The sequence below is a fragment of the Tessaracoccus sp. MC1865 genome, assembly GCF_017815535.1.
GTDB lineage: Bacteria > Actinomycetota > Actinomycetes > Propionibacteriales > Propionibacteriaceae > Arachnia.
In genome coordinates this window covers 196,398-209,738 of sequence record NZ_CP072596.1, presented here as the reverse complement: position 1 = coordinate 209,738, position 13,341 = coordinate 196,398, and the positions used below count along the sequence as shown (strand labels likewise).

Annotated in this window: 16 protein-coding genes; 8 read left to right on the top strand and 8 right to left on the bottom strand. The window is 69.2% G+C overall.

Features of this window, described 5'->3' with window-relative positions:
* Positions 1-4 precede the first annotated feature (4 nt).
* Complete coding sequence (locus J7D54_RS00895) at positions 5-3,877, bottom strand: Pls/PosA family non-ribosomal peptide synthetase (protein WP_182762941.1); 3,873 nt, start codon at positions 3,875-3,877, stop codon at positions 5-7.
* 76 nt (positions 3,878-3,953) lie between these two features.
* Positions 3,954-4,970 (bottom strand): LLM class flavin-dependent oxidoreductase, encoded by a 1,017-nt coding sequence (locus J7D54_RS00890; protein ID WP_182762942.1) that lies wholly within the window; start codon positions 4,968-4,970, stop codon positions 3,954-3,956.
* Positions 4,971-5,178: 208 nt separating this feature from the next.
* On the opposite strand from J7D54_RS00890, the gene J7D54_RS00885 reads away from it, so the two are divergent.
* The 3 genes from J7D54_RS00885 (at position 5,179) to J7D54_RS00875 (ending at position 6,170) form a co-directional block, all read left to right on the top strand.
* Positions 5,179-5,424 (top strand): hypothetical protein, encoded by a 246-nt coding sequence (locus J7D54_RS00885; RefSeq protein WP_209455175.1) that lies wholly within the window; start codon positions 5,179-5,181, stop codon positions 5,422-5,424.
* Positions 5,425-5,667: 243 nt separating this feature from the next.
* Positions 5,668-5,895 carry a hypothetical protein gene (locus J7D54_RS00880; protein WP_182762943.1) on the top strand — a complete coding sequence of 76 codons (228 nt, stop codon included), beginning with the start codon at positions 5,668-5,670 and terminating at the stop codon, positions 5,893-5,895.
* A 5-nt stretch (positions 5,896-5,900) separates the two neighbouring features.
* Entirely contained in the window at positions 5,901-6,170 is a 270-nt protein-coding gene (locus J7D54_RS00875) for a hypothetical protein (RefSeq protein WP_245244060.1), read from the top strand.
* Between the two features lie 363 nt (positions 6,171-6,533).
* Here the strand turns inward: J7D54_RS00875 and J7D54_RS00870 are convergent, their stop codons facing one another.
* The gene (locus tag J7D54_RS00870) at positions 6,534-6,794 is read right to left on the bottom strand and encodes a helix-turn-helix transcriptional regulator (protein WP_182762945.1); all 261 of its coding nucleotides are present in this window, start codon (positions 6,792-6,794) and stop codon (positions 6,534-6,536) included.
* The gene (locus tag J7D54_RS00865; RefSeq protein ID WP_182762946.1) at positions 6,794-7,534 is read right to left on the bottom strand and encodes a hypothetical protein; all 741 of its coding nucleotides are present in this window, start codon (positions 7,532-7,534) and stop codon (positions 6,794-6,796) included. Before J7D54_RS00865 ends, J7D54_RS00870 begins: the two co-directional genes overlap by 1 nt.
* Before the next feature lie 224 nt (positions 7,535-7,758).
* On the opposite strand from J7D54_RS00865, the gene J7D54_RS00860 reads away from it, so the two are divergent.
* A complete protein-coding gene (locus J7D54_RS00860) occupies positions 7,759-8,019 on the top strand; it encodes a hypothetical protein (protein WP_182762947.1) in 261 nt (86 codons plus the stop codon).
* A gap of 134 nt (positions 8,020-8,153) precedes the next feature.
* Positions 8,154-8,621, top strand: coding sequence for a hypothetical protein (locus J7D54_RS00855; protein WP_077343896.1), 468 nt, complete (start codon positions 8,154-8,156; stop codon positions 8,619-8,621).
* A gap of 48 nt (positions 8,622-8,669) precedes the next feature.
* On the opposite strand, the gene J7D54_RS00850 is transcribed toward J7D54_RS00855, so the two are convergent.
* Complete coding sequence (locus tag J7D54_RS00850) at positions 8,670-8,933, bottom strand: type II toxin-antitoxin system RelE/ParE family toxin (RefSeq protein WP_182762948.1); 264 nt, start codon at positions 8,931-8,933, stop codon at positions 8,670-8,672.
* Positions 8,930-9,193, bottom strand: coding sequence for a type II toxin-antitoxin system Phd/YefM family antitoxin (locus J7D54_RS00845; RefSeq protein ID WP_209455174.1), 264 nt, complete (start codon positions 9,191-9,193; stop codon positions 8,930-8,932). Before J7D54_RS00845 ends, J7D54_RS00850 begins: the two co-directional genes overlap by 4 nt.
* A 212-nt stretch (positions 9,194-9,405) precedes the next feature.
* On the opposite strand from J7D54_RS00845, the gene J7D54_RS00840 reads away from it, so the two are divergent.
* The 3 genes from J7D54_RS00840 to J7D54_RS00830 all read left to right on the top strand — a co-directional run bounded on the left by J7D54_RS00840 (position 9,406) and on the right by J7D54_RS00830 (position 11,591).
* A complete protein-coding gene (locus J7D54_RS00840) occupies positions 9,406-9,696 on the top strand; it encodes a hypothetical protein (protein ID WP_182762950.1) in 291 nt (96 codons plus the stop codon).
* A 34-nt stretch (positions 9,697-9,730) separates the two neighbouring features.
* Positions 9,731-10,210 carry an ASCH domain-containing protein gene (locus tag J7D54_RS00835; protein ID WP_182762951.1) on the top strand — a complete coding sequence of 160 codons (480 nt, stop codon included), beginning with the start codon at positions 9,731-9,733 and terminating at the stop codon, positions 10,208-10,210.
* A gap of 91 nt (positions 10,211-10,301) precedes the next feature.
* Positions 10,302-11,591, top strand: a complete 1,290-nt coding sequence (locus tag J7D54_RS00830; protein ID WP_182762952.1) for an MFS transporter — start codon at positions 10,302-10,304, stop codon at positions 11,589-11,591.
* A 10-nt stretch (positions 11,592-11,601) separates the two neighbouring features.
* Here J7D54_RS00830 and J7D54_RS00825 read toward each other — a convergent pair whose 3' ends face one another.
* Both J7D54_RS00825 and J7D54_RS00820 read right to left on the bottom strand, forming a co-directional pair.
* A complete protein-coding gene (locus J7D54_RS00825) occupies positions 11,602-12,063 on the bottom strand; it encodes an ATP-binding protein (RefSeq protein ID WP_209455173.1) in 462 nt (153 codons plus the stop codon).
* Between the two features lie 76 nt (positions 12,064-12,139).
* Positions 12,140-13,339 carry an MFS transporter gene (locus tag J7D54_RS00820; RefSeq protein WP_182762953.1) on the bottom strand — a complete coding sequence of 400 codons (1,200 nt, stop codon included), beginning with the start codon at positions 13,337-13,339 and terminating at the stop codon, positions 12,140-12,142.
* Positions 13,340-13,341 lie beyond the last annotated feature (2 nt).

Below are 13,341 nucleotides of genomic sequence, written 5' to 3'. Positions count from 1 at the left end.
GGGCCTATCCTGTCACGCTCGACGCGGCGACCGGCACGTCCTCGTCCTCGATCCACGGCGCGATCGGGTTGCCGATCCACCGCGTGCCGTCGGGGACGGACTCGCCGCGCATCACCAGGGAGCCGGGCCCGATCGTCGCGAACCGCCCGATCACGGCCGCCGGCAGGATCACCCCGTTGGGACCCAGGGTGGATCCGGCCCGCATCGTGACGAGATCCAGGCTCAGCACCCGGTCGTGGAACAGGTGGGTCTGCACCACGCAGCCACGGTTGACGCTGACCCCGTCGCGGAGCTCGATGAGATCCGGCTCCGGCAGCCAGTAGGTCTCGCACCAGACACCGGACCCGATCCGGGCGCCCATGGCCCGGAACCACAGACCGAGCAGCGGGGTACCCGTGACCACGCGCGCGAACCACGGGGCGGCGATCTGCTCGACGAAGGCGTCGGCGAGTTCATTGCGCCACACGAACGAGCTCCACAGTGGGTGCTCGGCCTTGGTGACCTTACCGACGAGCGCCCACTTCACACCGGTGGCGATGGCCACACCGACGACACCGGTGGCCGCCAGCACGACACCCGACAGGGCAACGGCCAGCAGCCAGTGCGTCGACGCCAACGTGAGCAGGGCGGCAACGGCAAGGAGCCTCAACCCGGCGTCGAACCAGGAGGCAGTGAGCCGGCACAGTTCCACCAACGCGCGCTGAACCTTCACCGCGGTGGGCGGCTCGAAGGTGCGGCTCTCGTCACCGGCGCCGGTGTCGCGGCGCAGCTTCGACGGTGGGCTGCCGATGTAGGAGGTGCCGCGCTTGGCCAGTTGTCGCCGTGGCGCGGCGGACAACACAGCCACCAGCGACCCCTTGGGTACCCGGCGGCCCGGCGCGGCCATGCCGGAGTTGCCGAGGAAGGCCCGGCGGCCGATCTTCACGTTGTCGATGCGGAGCCAGCCGCCGCCCAGCTCGTAGCAGCCGAGCAGGGTGTCGTCGGCGAGGAAGGCGCCCTCGGCGACGGTGGTCAGCCTGGGCTGCAGCAGCACGGTGGACGCCTCGACGCCCGGCCCGATCTTCGCGCCGAGCGCGCGCAGCCAGGCAGGGGTCCAGGTGGAGGCATAGAGACCGAACAGCCAGGTGCGGGCTTCGTCGAGGATGCGGAAGATGGCCCAGGCGCGCCAGGCCGGCCCGCTCTCGGTGGGGAAGTGGCCGGGGCGCTGGCCGCGACCCAGGAGGCGCACGAGGCCCAGGATGACCAGCGCCACCACGGCGAGGCCTGCGGTCACGGACAGCGGCAGCCAGGCGAGGGCCCGGCCCAGCGCCTGGGCCAGGGATTGGGCCCCCGAAAGCGCGGGCCACACCACGGCCAACCCGACGAGCACACCGTGCACGGGGATGAGGGAGATAACGTGGCTCATGGCCGCGTACGCCGCCTGCCATGCAGGTCTGCGCGAGGGCAGCTTCTCGTCCCAGGGGCCTCGGTTGGCGCCGACGTGTTGGGCCGGCGCGCCGGACCAGAACTCGCCGTCGGGGACGTGCCCGGTGACGGTGGAGCCGGGCGCGACCTCCGCGCCCCGGCCGACCACGGCGCCGGCCACCAGGGTGCTGCGGGCGCGCACCACGGCCCTGGCCTCGACGACGACGGGGCCGAGGTGGAGGGTGTCGCCGTCGAGCCAGTGGCCGGTGAGGTCCACTTCCGGCTCCAACGAGCAGCCGTTGCCGAGCGTGAGCATGCCGGTGACGGGCGGGACGGTGTGCAGGTCCACGTCGCGGCCGATGTCGGCGCCCAGCAGGCGGGCGTACCACTTCATCAGCGGCGCTCCGGCCACGCTGGCGGCGCCCAACTCGTCCGCGATGCGCTCCGCGAGCCACAGGCGCAGGTGGGTCTTGCCGCCGCGGGGGTAGGCACCCGGGCCGATGCCGGCGAGCACCACCCGCACCACTCCCGCGGCCAGCAGCATCCGCCCCGGCGCGAAGATGAACAGCAGCCAGCCGAGCAGCACCAGAAGCCAGGGGGCGGTGGGCACCCAGTCCAGCCCGAGGAGCGCGCCGATGTTGGCCCCCAGAGCGACATAGGTCAGCCAGCGCAGCCCGGCGAGCGTCCGCAGCGGCAGCAGCGCGATGATCTGCCCCATCTGGGTCTTGCGCGGGACGGGGCGCACGTTGGCGTTGAGCCGGGAGCGCGGGGCCTCCATCGCGTCGACGTAGGCGGCGAGGCCTGCCAGCGTGGGGTGGTCGTAGATGTCAGCCACCGTCACCTCGGGCTGCCGCTCGCGGACCCGTGCCACCATCTGGGCCGCGGTGAGGCTGCCACCGCCCAAGGTGAAGAAGTCGTCGTCGACGGAGGCGACAGCCGCCCCGAGCACGTCCTGCCAGAGGTCGCGCAGCCAGGCCTGGGTGCCGGCGAGGGCGAGTTGGTCGTCGGGCGAGCTGGGCAGGGGCCACGGGAGCGCGTCGCGGTCGATCTTGCCCGAGGTCCGCGTCGGCAGGTCGTCGACGACGGCGAGCCGCGGCACCATGGCGGCGGGCAGGCCGGCGCGTAGCTGTTCCATCGCGTCGCTGAGCGTGAAGGCGGGGGTGACCGTGACGTAGCCGACGAGCAGCGTGTTCCCCGAGTCCGTCTTGCGGACCGCCGAGGCCGCGGCCGTGACATCCGGCAGGTCCAGGAGGGCCGAGTCGATCTCGCCCAGCTCGATGCGACGGCCGCCGACCTTCACCTGGTCGTCGGCCCGGCCCTGGAAGAGGAGGCCTGCGGGGTCGAAGCGGACGAGGTCGCCGCTGCGGTAGGCGCGGTCCCAGCCGAGCGTGGGCATGGGCGCATACTTCTCCGCGTCCTTGGCCGGGTCGAGGTAGCGGGCCAGGCCGCTGCCGCCGATGATGAGCTCGCCCAGCGCCCCCTCCTCCACCTGGTGCCCGTCGGGGTCGACGACGGCCAGATCCCAACCGTCGAGGGGGAGGCCGATGCGGACCGGCTCGTTGGGGAGGACTTGTGCGGCGCACGCCACCACTGTCGCCTCGGTGGGACCGTAGGTGTTCCACACCTCACGGGTGGGGGTGGCGAAGCGCAGCCCGATCTCCGGCGGGCAGGCTTCGCCGCCGAGGATGAGCAGGCGGACTCCGGCGAGCGCCTCCGCGGGCCAGAGCAACAGCAGCGTCGGAACGGTGGAGACGACGGTGAGCCGGTTGGCCTCGAGCCACGGCCCGAGGTCCATGCCGCTCTTGACGAGCGACCGCGGCGCGGGCACGAGGCAGGCGCCGTAGCGCCAGGCCAGCCACATCTCCTCGCACGAGGCGTCGAAGGCGACGGAGAGTCCGGCCATGACGCGGTCGCCGGCGTTGATGGGGTCGTCGACGAGGAACAGCCTGGATTCGGCGTCGACGAAACCGGCGGCGCTCCGGTGGGTGACCGCGACACCCTTGGGCTTGCCGGTGGAGCCTGAGGTGAAGATCACCCAGGCGTCGTCGGTGAGGCCGGGGTCGCCTGCTGACGGTGCTTCTGCGCGGGAGGCCAGCCAGGCGGCGGGTCGCACGACCAGGCCGTCGCTGAGGACGGCGGCCACGTGCGCCTCGTCGAAGACGGTGCGGGCCCGCTCGTCAGGGTCGTCGGCGTCGACCGGCACATAGGCCGCGCCGGCGACGAGGATGCCCATGATTGCGATGTACAGATCGAGCGTGCCGGAGGCGATGCGCACGCCCACTTTGTCGCCGATGCCGACGCCCCGGGCGGCGAGGTCGTCGGCCACGGCATTGGCGGCCTCGTCGAACTCGGCATAGGTCAGCGATGCCGCGCCGTTGTCCAGTGCGGGCTCGTCCGGGTACAGCGCCACCGTCTCGCGGAAGATCTCGACGAGGGTTCGGGGCGGTGGGGCGAGCTCGCTGCGCAACAGCATCCGGTGGGTCTCCTCAGTCAGGTGGGCGGGGTCACCCTACTGACCCGAGGCGTCCGCGAAGTGAACGTGCCCATGCTCAGCGCCAGCCCAGCTCCCGGGCCACGTCCAGCACCGACCCGACGACGTGGGCGCAGTAGTCGACGCCCAACTGGTTGGGCACGGCCAGCAGGACGGTGTCGGCCGCGGCGATCGCGGCGTCCTGCGCCAACTGCTCCACCAGCACCTCGGGTTCGGCCGCGTAGGTCTTGCCGAAGGTGGCGCGGCCACCGTCGATCATCCCGATCTGGTCTCGGCTACGCCGTTCGAGCGCGAAGTAGTTCTGGTCCTCCTGGGTGACCAGCGGGAAGATGCTGCGGCTGACCGAAACGCGCCCCTCGCGCTGGTGGCCGGCCTCGGCCCACGCGTCGCGGAAGACCTGGATCTGCTCGGCCTGGAGTTCGTCGAATGGCTGGCCGGTGGCTTCGGTCACCAGCGTCGAACTCATCAGGTTCATGCCGAGTTCCGCCGCCCACTCGGCGGTGGCGCGGGAGCCGGCGCCCCACCAGATGCGCTCACGGAGCCCTTCCGAGTGCGGCTCGATCCGCAGCAGCCCGGGCGGGTTGGCGAACATGGGGCGCGGGTTGGGCTCGGCGAAGCCCTCGCCGGAGAGTACCTCCAGGAAGCGCGTGGTGTGCCGGCGGGCCATGTCGGCGTCGGTTTCACCCTCGCGGGGGATGTGCTCGAAGAGGCGGTAGCCGTCGAGCACCTGCTCCGGCGATCCGCGGCTGATGCCGAGCTGGAGCCTGCCGCCTGAGATGAGGTCTGCGGCGCCGGCATCTTCCGCCATGTAGAGCGGGTTCTCGTAGCGCATGTCGATGACGCCGGTGCCGATCTCGATGCGGCTGGTCTTCGCGCCGATCGCCGCGAGCATGGGGAACGGCGAGGACAGCTGCCTGGCGAAGTGATGCACCCGGAAGTAGGCGCCGTCGGCGCCCAGTTCCTCGACGGCGACAGCGAGGTCGATGGACTGGAGCAGCACGTCGGAGGCCGACTGCGCGGCTGACTGCGGGTGCGGTGTCCAGTGGCCGAAGGAGAGGAACCCGATGCGCTTCATGGGGTAATCATGCCCCGTACCCGAACTGGGATGCTGCATGGGACGGAACCTGTAGTGGGCAACTTTGGTGCACCGGCCCCGCCGTGCTGCTCGCGCGCGAGACGACCTACCGGTGCATAGCGGAGACCATCAGAGCGACTCGAAAACAAGAGTCGCCTGGATGCGGTCACCTCCCAACAGACCTTTGTTGCCAGAAGAGGATGTACTGATGGTGCTGGCCACCGACATCATCCCGGTGAGTCCCCGGGTGTTCATGTACGCCCTGGGCCTTGTGGATATCCTCGCCGGCGTGCTCGTGGCGCTCAGGCCGAAGATCGGCTCGCTCGTCGTGGCGGCCTGGCTGTTGGGCATCATCGTGAACCTGCTGATCCTGGGTGGCTTCTACGACGTGGCCCTGCGCGATCAGCCTCCTCGTCGGCGCCTTGGCGCTCAACCGCCTGGCCTCGCTCGTTGAGTGAAGGTCGGGCCCGGCGGCGCAGCCTCGCCGGGCCAGACTATCCACGGATTCGGACGGCCGTCCACACCCTCTCCACAGACTTATCCACAAGGTTATCCCCAGCTGTCGATAAGTTACCCGCATGTGATTCGGCCACAAATGGTCAGCCCGGTCGAGTCGAAGGCTTCCCTCGCGCATCGCGGCAAATCCGGATGTTCCCGGGCACTTGACCTGCCCATGCTCGCAAGTTACCTTGGATCAATGGAGGATCCAGTCATCGCTGCGTCCGCACTCAAGCATGGCCTGGGTGAACATGAGATCCTCCACGCCTACCGCAACCCGGTCCGGATCTGGGATCTCGGAGACGGGTTCACCATGATCGTGGGTCCCAACCAGTCCGCGATCTTCTTGGAGGTCGGCTATGTCGATGGCGATCAAGTGCACGCCATCGTCCACGCAATGAAAGCCCGCGAGAAGTTCCTGAGGTGATGACCATGCCACGCACTGTTGACGAGATCCTGCAGCACGCCGACGAGCTGGCGGCGCGCTTCGAGTCCTACGAACCCAACCCCGACGACGAATTCGACGCCGGCGCTGTCGCCCTGCTCCGAGCAGCGGTGGCGGAGCGATCCGAAGCCGAGCGCCACGTGATTGACGCCATCCGCGCAGCCCGCGAAGCCGGCTTGCCATGGTCAGCGATCGGCGCCTTCGTCGGCACCAGCGGAGAGGCCGCCCGCCAGCGCTACGCAAGCAAGGTCGCCTGAAGCACCAGGCGCGGCATGTGCGGATGTTGGGGACTGCATCTCAAGACGCCCGACGCGTCGATTCGCGGATCATAGACATACGCGGTCGTAGATCTCGGTGTGGCCAGGGTCACCAGATCCCCCACCGCATAGAACATGCTGGTCGTGGTCTCCGGACTGCCCCCGGGTGGGGTGATCGTGTGACGGTGGCGCCCTGCTCGGTGACGGCCCTCATCCCCTGCGAGAAGCCGGTGTCGAACGCCGTCGTGAGCTCCGCCGTGGGCACGTTCCGCCGTACCGCCGCCGCCTGCTGCGCATCGATGGTGCTGATGCTGAACTCGGTCATCAAAATCCTCTTCGGCCCCCACGTTGGAGCCCTCGTGTTCAGTAGGCGCCGGAACCAGCTCGGCGTCGCGGCTCGTCGAGGACCAGCAGATCGCCCACCTCGCAGTTGAGGACCCGGCAGATGGCCCGGAGCGTGGAGAAGCGGACGGCCCGGGCGCGGTCGTTCTTGAGCACGCTGAGGTTGACCACACTCACCCCCACCAGTTCGCTCAACCGGGTCAGAGTCATGTCGCGGTCTGCGAGGAGCGCGTCGAGACGACAGTGGATGCCCGTGTCCTCCTCAGGCTCGGCCGGGACCATCAGACGAGCCCTGCCGTGTCGCGCTGGAGTTCCTCGCCGTAGCGGAAGGCCGCCGCGACGGCCGCGAGCGCCAGGCCGCTGAAGATCGGCCAGAACGCGATGGTCAGCCGCAGTTGCGGCGCGGGCAGGAGCACTGAGGGATCTTCCAGCCCGAGGCTCTCGTCCCAGCCCCACCCGACCGACCCGAGGACCTCCTTGGCCGCCATGAAGTCGCCGATGCCGAAGAGCACCTGCCACAGGATGCCGCCGCCGATGAGCGCAGCCGCGGCCACGAGGACCGCCTTGCGCACGACGGGGCGGAACGGCTCGCCGGCGAGGAGGCGGTGCGCGATGAGGAACACCGCCCAGGTGACGGCGAGCTGGGTGAGACCCTGGACCAGAGTCCCGGCGGCGAGCAGCGCCCGGGTGGCGAGGCCGAGGCCGGTCACGGACGCCAACGCCTCCGTGAAGCCGCCGCCCACTAGGCGTGCGTCGCCGCCGGGGAACATCTCGACTCCCTCAGGGAGCACCGGCCAGAACGTCTCGGTGGGGAGGGCCACCTCCACCGTGTCGAGGAGGAGCTGGCTCCCCACAGCAAGGGCGGTGAGGATGAGAACGATGACGCCGTAGATCACCGCCCCCCCGCGGACCACCCGGAGGGTGGCCGTGTCTCCGCCCAACCGCCCGCGACCGACGAGCACCACCCCCACCGCGAGCAGGACCACCGACACCAGCACCAGAACTGCAGCTCCACCGAACATCACGTGCCCCTAACGATTGTCGATAACAACGATAATCGTTAAGGTACGCGCACTCGGGGGCAAGCGCAAGGGGCCGTCTGCAGCCTGCTCTCCAGAGCGCGGCTTCTGTGGATATGCACACACAAGCCGCTCCCTGGATAGCAGGATGCAGGAGGGGACGGGCCTCTACCTACCCCCAGGTGTCGCCGAGCCAGCGTCGCGCCCGGCCGAGGAGTCCACGAGCGATGTCGCTGTCCGCGGCCCACGCCTGGCTGGAAGAGATGGACCGCGCATTCAAGCAGGACTTCACCGACCTCGACACAGTGATGACATGCTGCGGACAGCCAGCCTCGCTCAACGACCTCGACTACGACTGGCCTGCCGGCTTCGCGCGCTTCCGCCTAGCGTCGCAGAACCCTAACCGCGGCTGGCTCACCCCCGACGAACTCACCACCATCAGCGCGGCCCTGCGCCACCCCGTTCGCCAGATCCTGGCGAGGTACTAGCTCGTCGCGTCTCTGCGCCGCTGAATGCACCTTGAGCATTTCCGCTACGCCGAGCGCGGCAGATCCGGACGGCCGCGCGCGTCATGACGTGTGGCAAGGTGAAGCAACGGCCCGGGAAAGCAAGGGAGTGTGGGGTGACGACGAGGACTGTCGAGAATCACGTCAACGTCCCGGCTGCCGCGTCCGATGTGTGGGATCGAGCCGTGAATCCGGACGGCATCAACTTCGAGATGCGGCCCTGGATGACGATGAGCATGCCACCCGGAGCGGCCGGGCTGTCAGTCGAGGACATCCCCCTTGGACAACCCGTCGGCCGCGCCTGGCTCCGGCTGTTCGGCCTCATCCCTTTCGACTTCGACCGCCTGACTATTGTCGAGCTCGAGTCGGGCCGGCGGTTCCTGGAGCGGTCCACGATGTTGAGCATGCGGTGTTGGGAGCACGAGCGGACGTTGACGCCGGTCGCAGGAGGTACGCGGGTGCACGACCGCGTGACCTTTCGGCCGCGCCTGCCGATCCCGGGCCTCGCCGCCCTCTTGGAGCGCGTGGTAGATGCCTTCTTCAGGCATCGACACCGCCGGTTGCAGGAGTACTTCGGCAAGTGACCATCGAGGGGGTCGCGACGCACGCGAAGCGGCATGACAGCGAGTTGTCTACCGGCGTTCGTAGATGTCGCGGCGGTGGCCGACGGCAACGACGAGGACGAGCAGCACGTTGTCGTGGATCTCGTAGACGATCCGGTAGTCACCGGTCCGGACACGCCACTCACCGTCGCCGCCAACCAGCTTCTTGGCACCGCCCGGGCGCGGTTCGCTGGCGAGCAGTTCGATGGCCGCCTGGACTCGTCGCTGGGCGACCCTGTCCAGCTTGCGTAGTTGTCGAACCGCAGCGGGCGCGACCTCGATCCGATAGCTCATGCCAGGCCGAGGTCGGCCTTGACCTGCTCCCAGGGGATCGCCGACTCACCATCAGCGATCTCGTCACGCGTCACACGAGCTGCCTCGAGATCAGCCAGGTCTTCCGCGGCCGCAATCAGCCGATCCAGATCGTCGGCGTCGATGACCGCCGCCACCCGTTGGCCCCGACGGGTCAGGTACACCGGGTCGTGTCCCACGCGGGCCGTGTCCACGACATCGGCAAGGCGGGCCCGAGCGTCGCTCACAGTCATCTCAGTCATGCCACTCATGGTAGCCGCTAGATTGGCTGAAATGTACACCTCAGCGCCCGCGGTTGCTGTGAGCCGAACGCACGACTCTCGGCATGAGCGCGAAAAATCGGCCATTCCTGGCATCCATCCAGGATCCAGGCATCTGCGAACCGGGCGCGGCCAACACTGCGCCGGAAGAGCCACCCCCTACTCTTGACGATCGAAGCCCGAGCGTCCCGATCGTGAGCGAGGACATCCGTGACTGCGGTTACGACGACGACGGGCTGTGGTTCCGCTACCGCGCGGCAGCCGTCATCCTGCACGACGGCCATGTGCTGATGGTGCGCACTCAAGGGATAGCCCTGACCGCACCGCTCGTTGCAGAGCCAGCGCTCAGCGGTCGATGTGAGACGGACCATTTCTGGCACAACGTTCGAGCCATCGTCGTTGTGTCAGAAGTGACACCGCAGACGGTGTCAGATCCGCCACCATCCAGCGGCGAGAACCCGTTCAGCCAGGTGGTCGCGCACTGATCCCCCCAGACGAACAGCCACGTACGCTGGCTCCATGGACGTCAACGAGTTCTGGGAACGGGCGCGCCAGGGGGCCCAACTCAACCCCATCCAGGAATGGATCGGCCCACGGGTCTCCGGCACGGTGCCGCCCGCGGCCTGGGCCTTCGGCGAGGACGCCGAGACCGCAGACCGGATGGCCCGCGAGGTCGCCGTCGGCACGAAGACGACGAACACCAGCCTCCTGTGGCAGTACGAGGCCGAGGGAGCGCAACTCCCGGGGAAGGGCGACCTCAGCATCATCCTGGACGGCAGCGAGCAGCCCCGCGCGCTCATCATGACCACCGACGTACAGGTGCTGCCGTTCGACCAGGTCGACGAGGGGCTGCTGCCCGACGAGGCGCCGTTGGCCAGCTGGCGCCAGACCCACGAGGACCTCGCCCGGGCGGCAGACGACGGCAGCCACCCGTTCACGCCGGACATGCCGGTGGTGCTGGAGCGCTTCGAAGTGCTCTACGCGCTCCGCGCCGACTGATCGCACGGGGCGCCGCCGGGCCCGAGCGAGCGGCGGCACGACGCCGGGCCCAAGGTTGGACATTCCCCCGACGCTGGAGTTGACTTGGGCGGTGCATCGCCGCCCCCGCAACCCCCTGATCGCGACCCTCCTCGGGCTCCGCGGCAACGGCCGCGCCTCGGTGTACACCGAGCCCATGTGGGGCCTGTCGATGATGCTGGTGCTGCCCTACGCGTCGGTGTACATGCTGGCGCTGGGCGTGCACGACGCGCAGATCGGCCTGCTCGCCACCATCTCGATGCTCTCCCAGGTGGTGTTCGGCCTCCTCAGCGGCGTCATCACCGACAAGCTGGGCCGACGCATGACCACCGCCGTCTTCGACATCATCGCCTGGGTGATCCCCTGCCTGGTGTGGGCGCTCGCGCAGAACTTCTGGTGGTTCCTGATCGCCTCCATCATCAACGGCGCCTGGCAGGTCACCCAGAACTCGTGGGACTGCCTGCTCGTCGAGGACGTGGACCGCGCCGAAATCCCCAAGGTCTATTCGCTCGTCAAGGTCGCCGCCGAGTTCTCCGCGCTCTTCGCGCCCATCGCCGCCCTCCTCGTGGCGAACCTGGGCATGGAACACGCCGTGCGGATCCTCTACCTCAACGCGTTCGTGATCATGGCGCTCAAGGTCTGGCTCCTCTACCGCTACACGACGGAGACCGCGACGGGCCGCGTCCGCATGCAGCAGACCCAGGGCGTCAGCATGTGGAAGCTGCTCTCCGAATACCGCGGCGTGCTCGGCCTGATCCTGCGCTCCAAGGGCACCATCTTCTCGTTGTGCGTGGCGGCCATCGTGGGTGCGGTCACGCTGGTCAACGGCACGTTCTGGCAGGTGGTCATCAACAAGGAACTGGGCGTCCCCGACGCGCTGCTGCCCTTCTTCCCGATGGTCCGCTCGCTGCTGTCGGTGCTGTTCTTCTTCACGATCATCCCGCGGCTCACGCACGCCAAGCACCTCAGGTCGCCCACCCTCATCGGCTTCGTGGTGTACCTCGCTGGCCAGTTCCTGCTCGTGGGCATCCCCTCCCCGGACGGGGCGGCCGTCGCATCCACGTATGCGCTGCTGGCCGTGTGCCTGCTGCTCGACGCGTTCGGCGCCGGGATCCTGTTCATGCTGGCGGAGTCGCTGGTCGCGCTGCACGTCGACCGGCACGAACGCTCCCGCGTGATGGCGATCCAGCGCACCGCCGTGATGCTGGTCACCGCACCGTTCGGCTGGATCAGCGGTTGGCTGTCGAGCATGGACCGCGACTGGCCGTTCCTGCTGACCTCGGCGCTGTTGGTGCTGGGCCTGGTCGTCGCGGGCCGTTTCTGGGTCACCACCCACGAGGAAACCGCCCCGGCACAGCCCTAGCCGCACCCGCTCAGCGTCGGATGGTCAACGGACCTTCGTCTGCGGTCGGCGGTTGGAAGTGATCGAAATACTGCGCCGCGACCTCAGGTGCCAACGCGAAATCGTCGCCGTGGGCCAGTGCCCTCGCCCGGATGCGGTCGAGGCAGGTCTGCCGGTCCGTAGCCAGGTAGACGACCTCCGGCACGACCCCGTGGGGAGCCAGCAGTCGCCGCCAGTCGTCGCGCATGTCCCTGGACCAGAACGAGAAGTCCAACACGACGTCGCGCCCGTGGGCGACGAGCTGCAGGAGTCGCCGTCGGAGATGGGCGTCGATGTCGGCGTGGTCGTCCGGCGGCAGCGGCATCGTTCGCAGCCCGCGGTCCCAGGCTTCCTGGTCGAACGAGAGCCGCGCCATGCCGTCGGCCTCGAGCTCACGCGCGACGGTGGACTTACCGGACCCGGCGGGCCCACACATGAACACGACGCGAGACATGCCGACACCTTAACCGGTCACTTTTCCAGCAGCGCCACGAGGACGCTAGCCACCTCCACCGCGGGGTCGGGATGCGTCAGGAGTCTCGCCGCAGGATGCGCCGGTGAGCCAGCAGGACAACCGCGGCAACGGCCACCGCGATCAGACCACCGGCGAGGAAGGTGCGGCCGACGAACAGGGCGGCCAGCGCTCCCGCGAGGGGGTAGGTGAGCCCCCACCACAGGTGGCTCCAGGCGAAGTGGGCGCCATAGACCCGCCCCTGGGCCGACGCCGGCGTGCGCTCGGCGATGAGGGTCTCGGTGGGCAGGTTCACCCAGTTCTGGCCGACGCCGGCCAACGCCCAGAGCGCGACCAGCCCCGCGTAGGGCGTCAGGTCGGCGGGCAGCACCGCGACGGAGGTCAGCACGGCGCCGACGGCGATCCAGCGCACCAGCGAAACCCTGACGAGGTGCGCGACGGCCAGCGAGGCAAGCGTCGCTCCAAGCCCGTAGGCCGCCATGACCCATCCGAAGTGCGCGTCGGTGAGCCCCAGACCGTCCTGGACGCGGGCGACCGTGACGGTCAGAACGAGGGCACCGGAGATCGCCGCGACCAGCTCCGCGAGCAGCGCGAACCGGATGTGCCCGTCGCGCCACAGCCGGGAGGTGCCGTCGCGCACATCGGTCCACGTGGTTGTTGACACCTCGTGGTCCTTGACCCTGATCGGCCCCAACGTGAGGACGAGGAGGGCCGCGAGCCCGAAGAGGCCACCGATCACGAGGAACAGCGAGCGCCCACCCAGGCCCAGCGCCGCCAGGCCGCCGAGTCCCGGGCCGACGATGCCGAACACCTCTGTGGTCGCCGCCGAGAGGGCGAAGGCCGCACGCGCATGCAGGGGTCCGGCGACGAGAGGCACCGTCGCCTGGTTCGCCGGCGTGAAGAAGGCGGTGAACCCGTTGGCCACCACCATCAGGACGTAGACCTGCCACGGCGCCGTGACCCAGAACATGAGGCCGACCGCCACCATCCGGCCCGCGTGGCAGCCGGCCAGCAGGAGTCGTCGGTCGACGCGGTCGGCGACCACTCCAGCCACCGGGCCGAGCGCGACGAAGGCCGCCACGCGCAGGGTCAACGCGATGGCCACCACCACCGGCGCCTGCGCCGAACCCTCGAGTTCCACCGCGACCAGGGCCAGAGCCACCCACAGGATGGCGTCGCCCAGCTGACTCACCGACTGCGCCCCGTAGAACCTCGCGAACCGCGGATTGCGGAGCACCGTCACCATGCTGGAGCTCATGC

Coding starts and splice junctions, on each gene's coding strand:
- J7D54_RS00845 (WP_209455174.1), bottom strand. CDS start 9,193: ATGACTGAGATGACTGTGAGCGACGCTCGGGCCCGCCTTGCCGATGTC.
- J7D54_RS00850 (WP_182762948.1), bottom strand. CDS start 8,933: ATGAGCTATCGGATCGAGGTCGCGCCCGCTGCGGTTCGACAACTACGC.
- J7D54_RS00875 (WP_245244060.1), top strand. CDS start 5,901: ATGCCACGCACTGTTGACGAGATCCTGCAGCACGCCGACGAGCTGGCG.
- J7D54_RS00820 (WP_182762953.1), bottom strand. CDS start 13,339: ATGAGCTCCAGCATGGTGACGGTGCTCCGCAATCCGCGGTTCGCGAGG.
- J7D54_RS00890 (WP_182762942.1), bottom strand. CDS start 4,970: ATGAAGCGCATCGGGTTCCTCTCCTTCGGCCACTGGACACCGCACCCG.
- J7D54_RS00885 (WP_209455175.1), top strand. CDS start 5,179: ATGGTGCTGGCCACCGACATCATCCCGGTGAGTCCCCGGGTGTTCATG.
- J7D54_RS00865 (WP_182762946.1), bottom strand. CDS start 7,534: ATGTTCGGTGGAGCTGCAGTTCTGGTGCTGGTGTCGGTGGTCCTGCTC.
- J7D54_RS00895 (WP_182762941.1), bottom strand. CDS start 3,877: ATGCTGTTGCGCAGCGAGCTCGCCCCACCGCCCCGAACCCTCGTCGAG.
- J7D54_RS00870 (WP_182762945.1), bottom strand. CDS start 6,794: ATGGTCCCGGCCGAGCCTGAGGAGGACACGGGCATCCACTGTCGTCTC.
- J7D54_RS00825 (WP_209455173.1), bottom strand. CDS start 12,063: ATGTCTCGCGTCGTGTTCATGTGTGGGCCCGCCGGGTCCGGTAAGTCC.
- J7D54_RS00835 (WP_182762951.1), top strand. CDS start 9,731: ATGGACGTCAACGAGTTCTGGGAACGGGCGCGCCAGGGGGCCCAACTC.
- J7D54_RS00880 (WP_182762943.1), top strand. CDS start 5,668: ATGGAGGATCCAGTCATCGCTGCGTCCGCACTCAAGCATGGCCTGGGT.
- J7D54_RS00860 (WP_182762947.1), top strand. CDS start 7,759: ATGTCGCTGTCCGCGGCCCACGCCTGGCTGGAAGAGATGGACCGCGCA.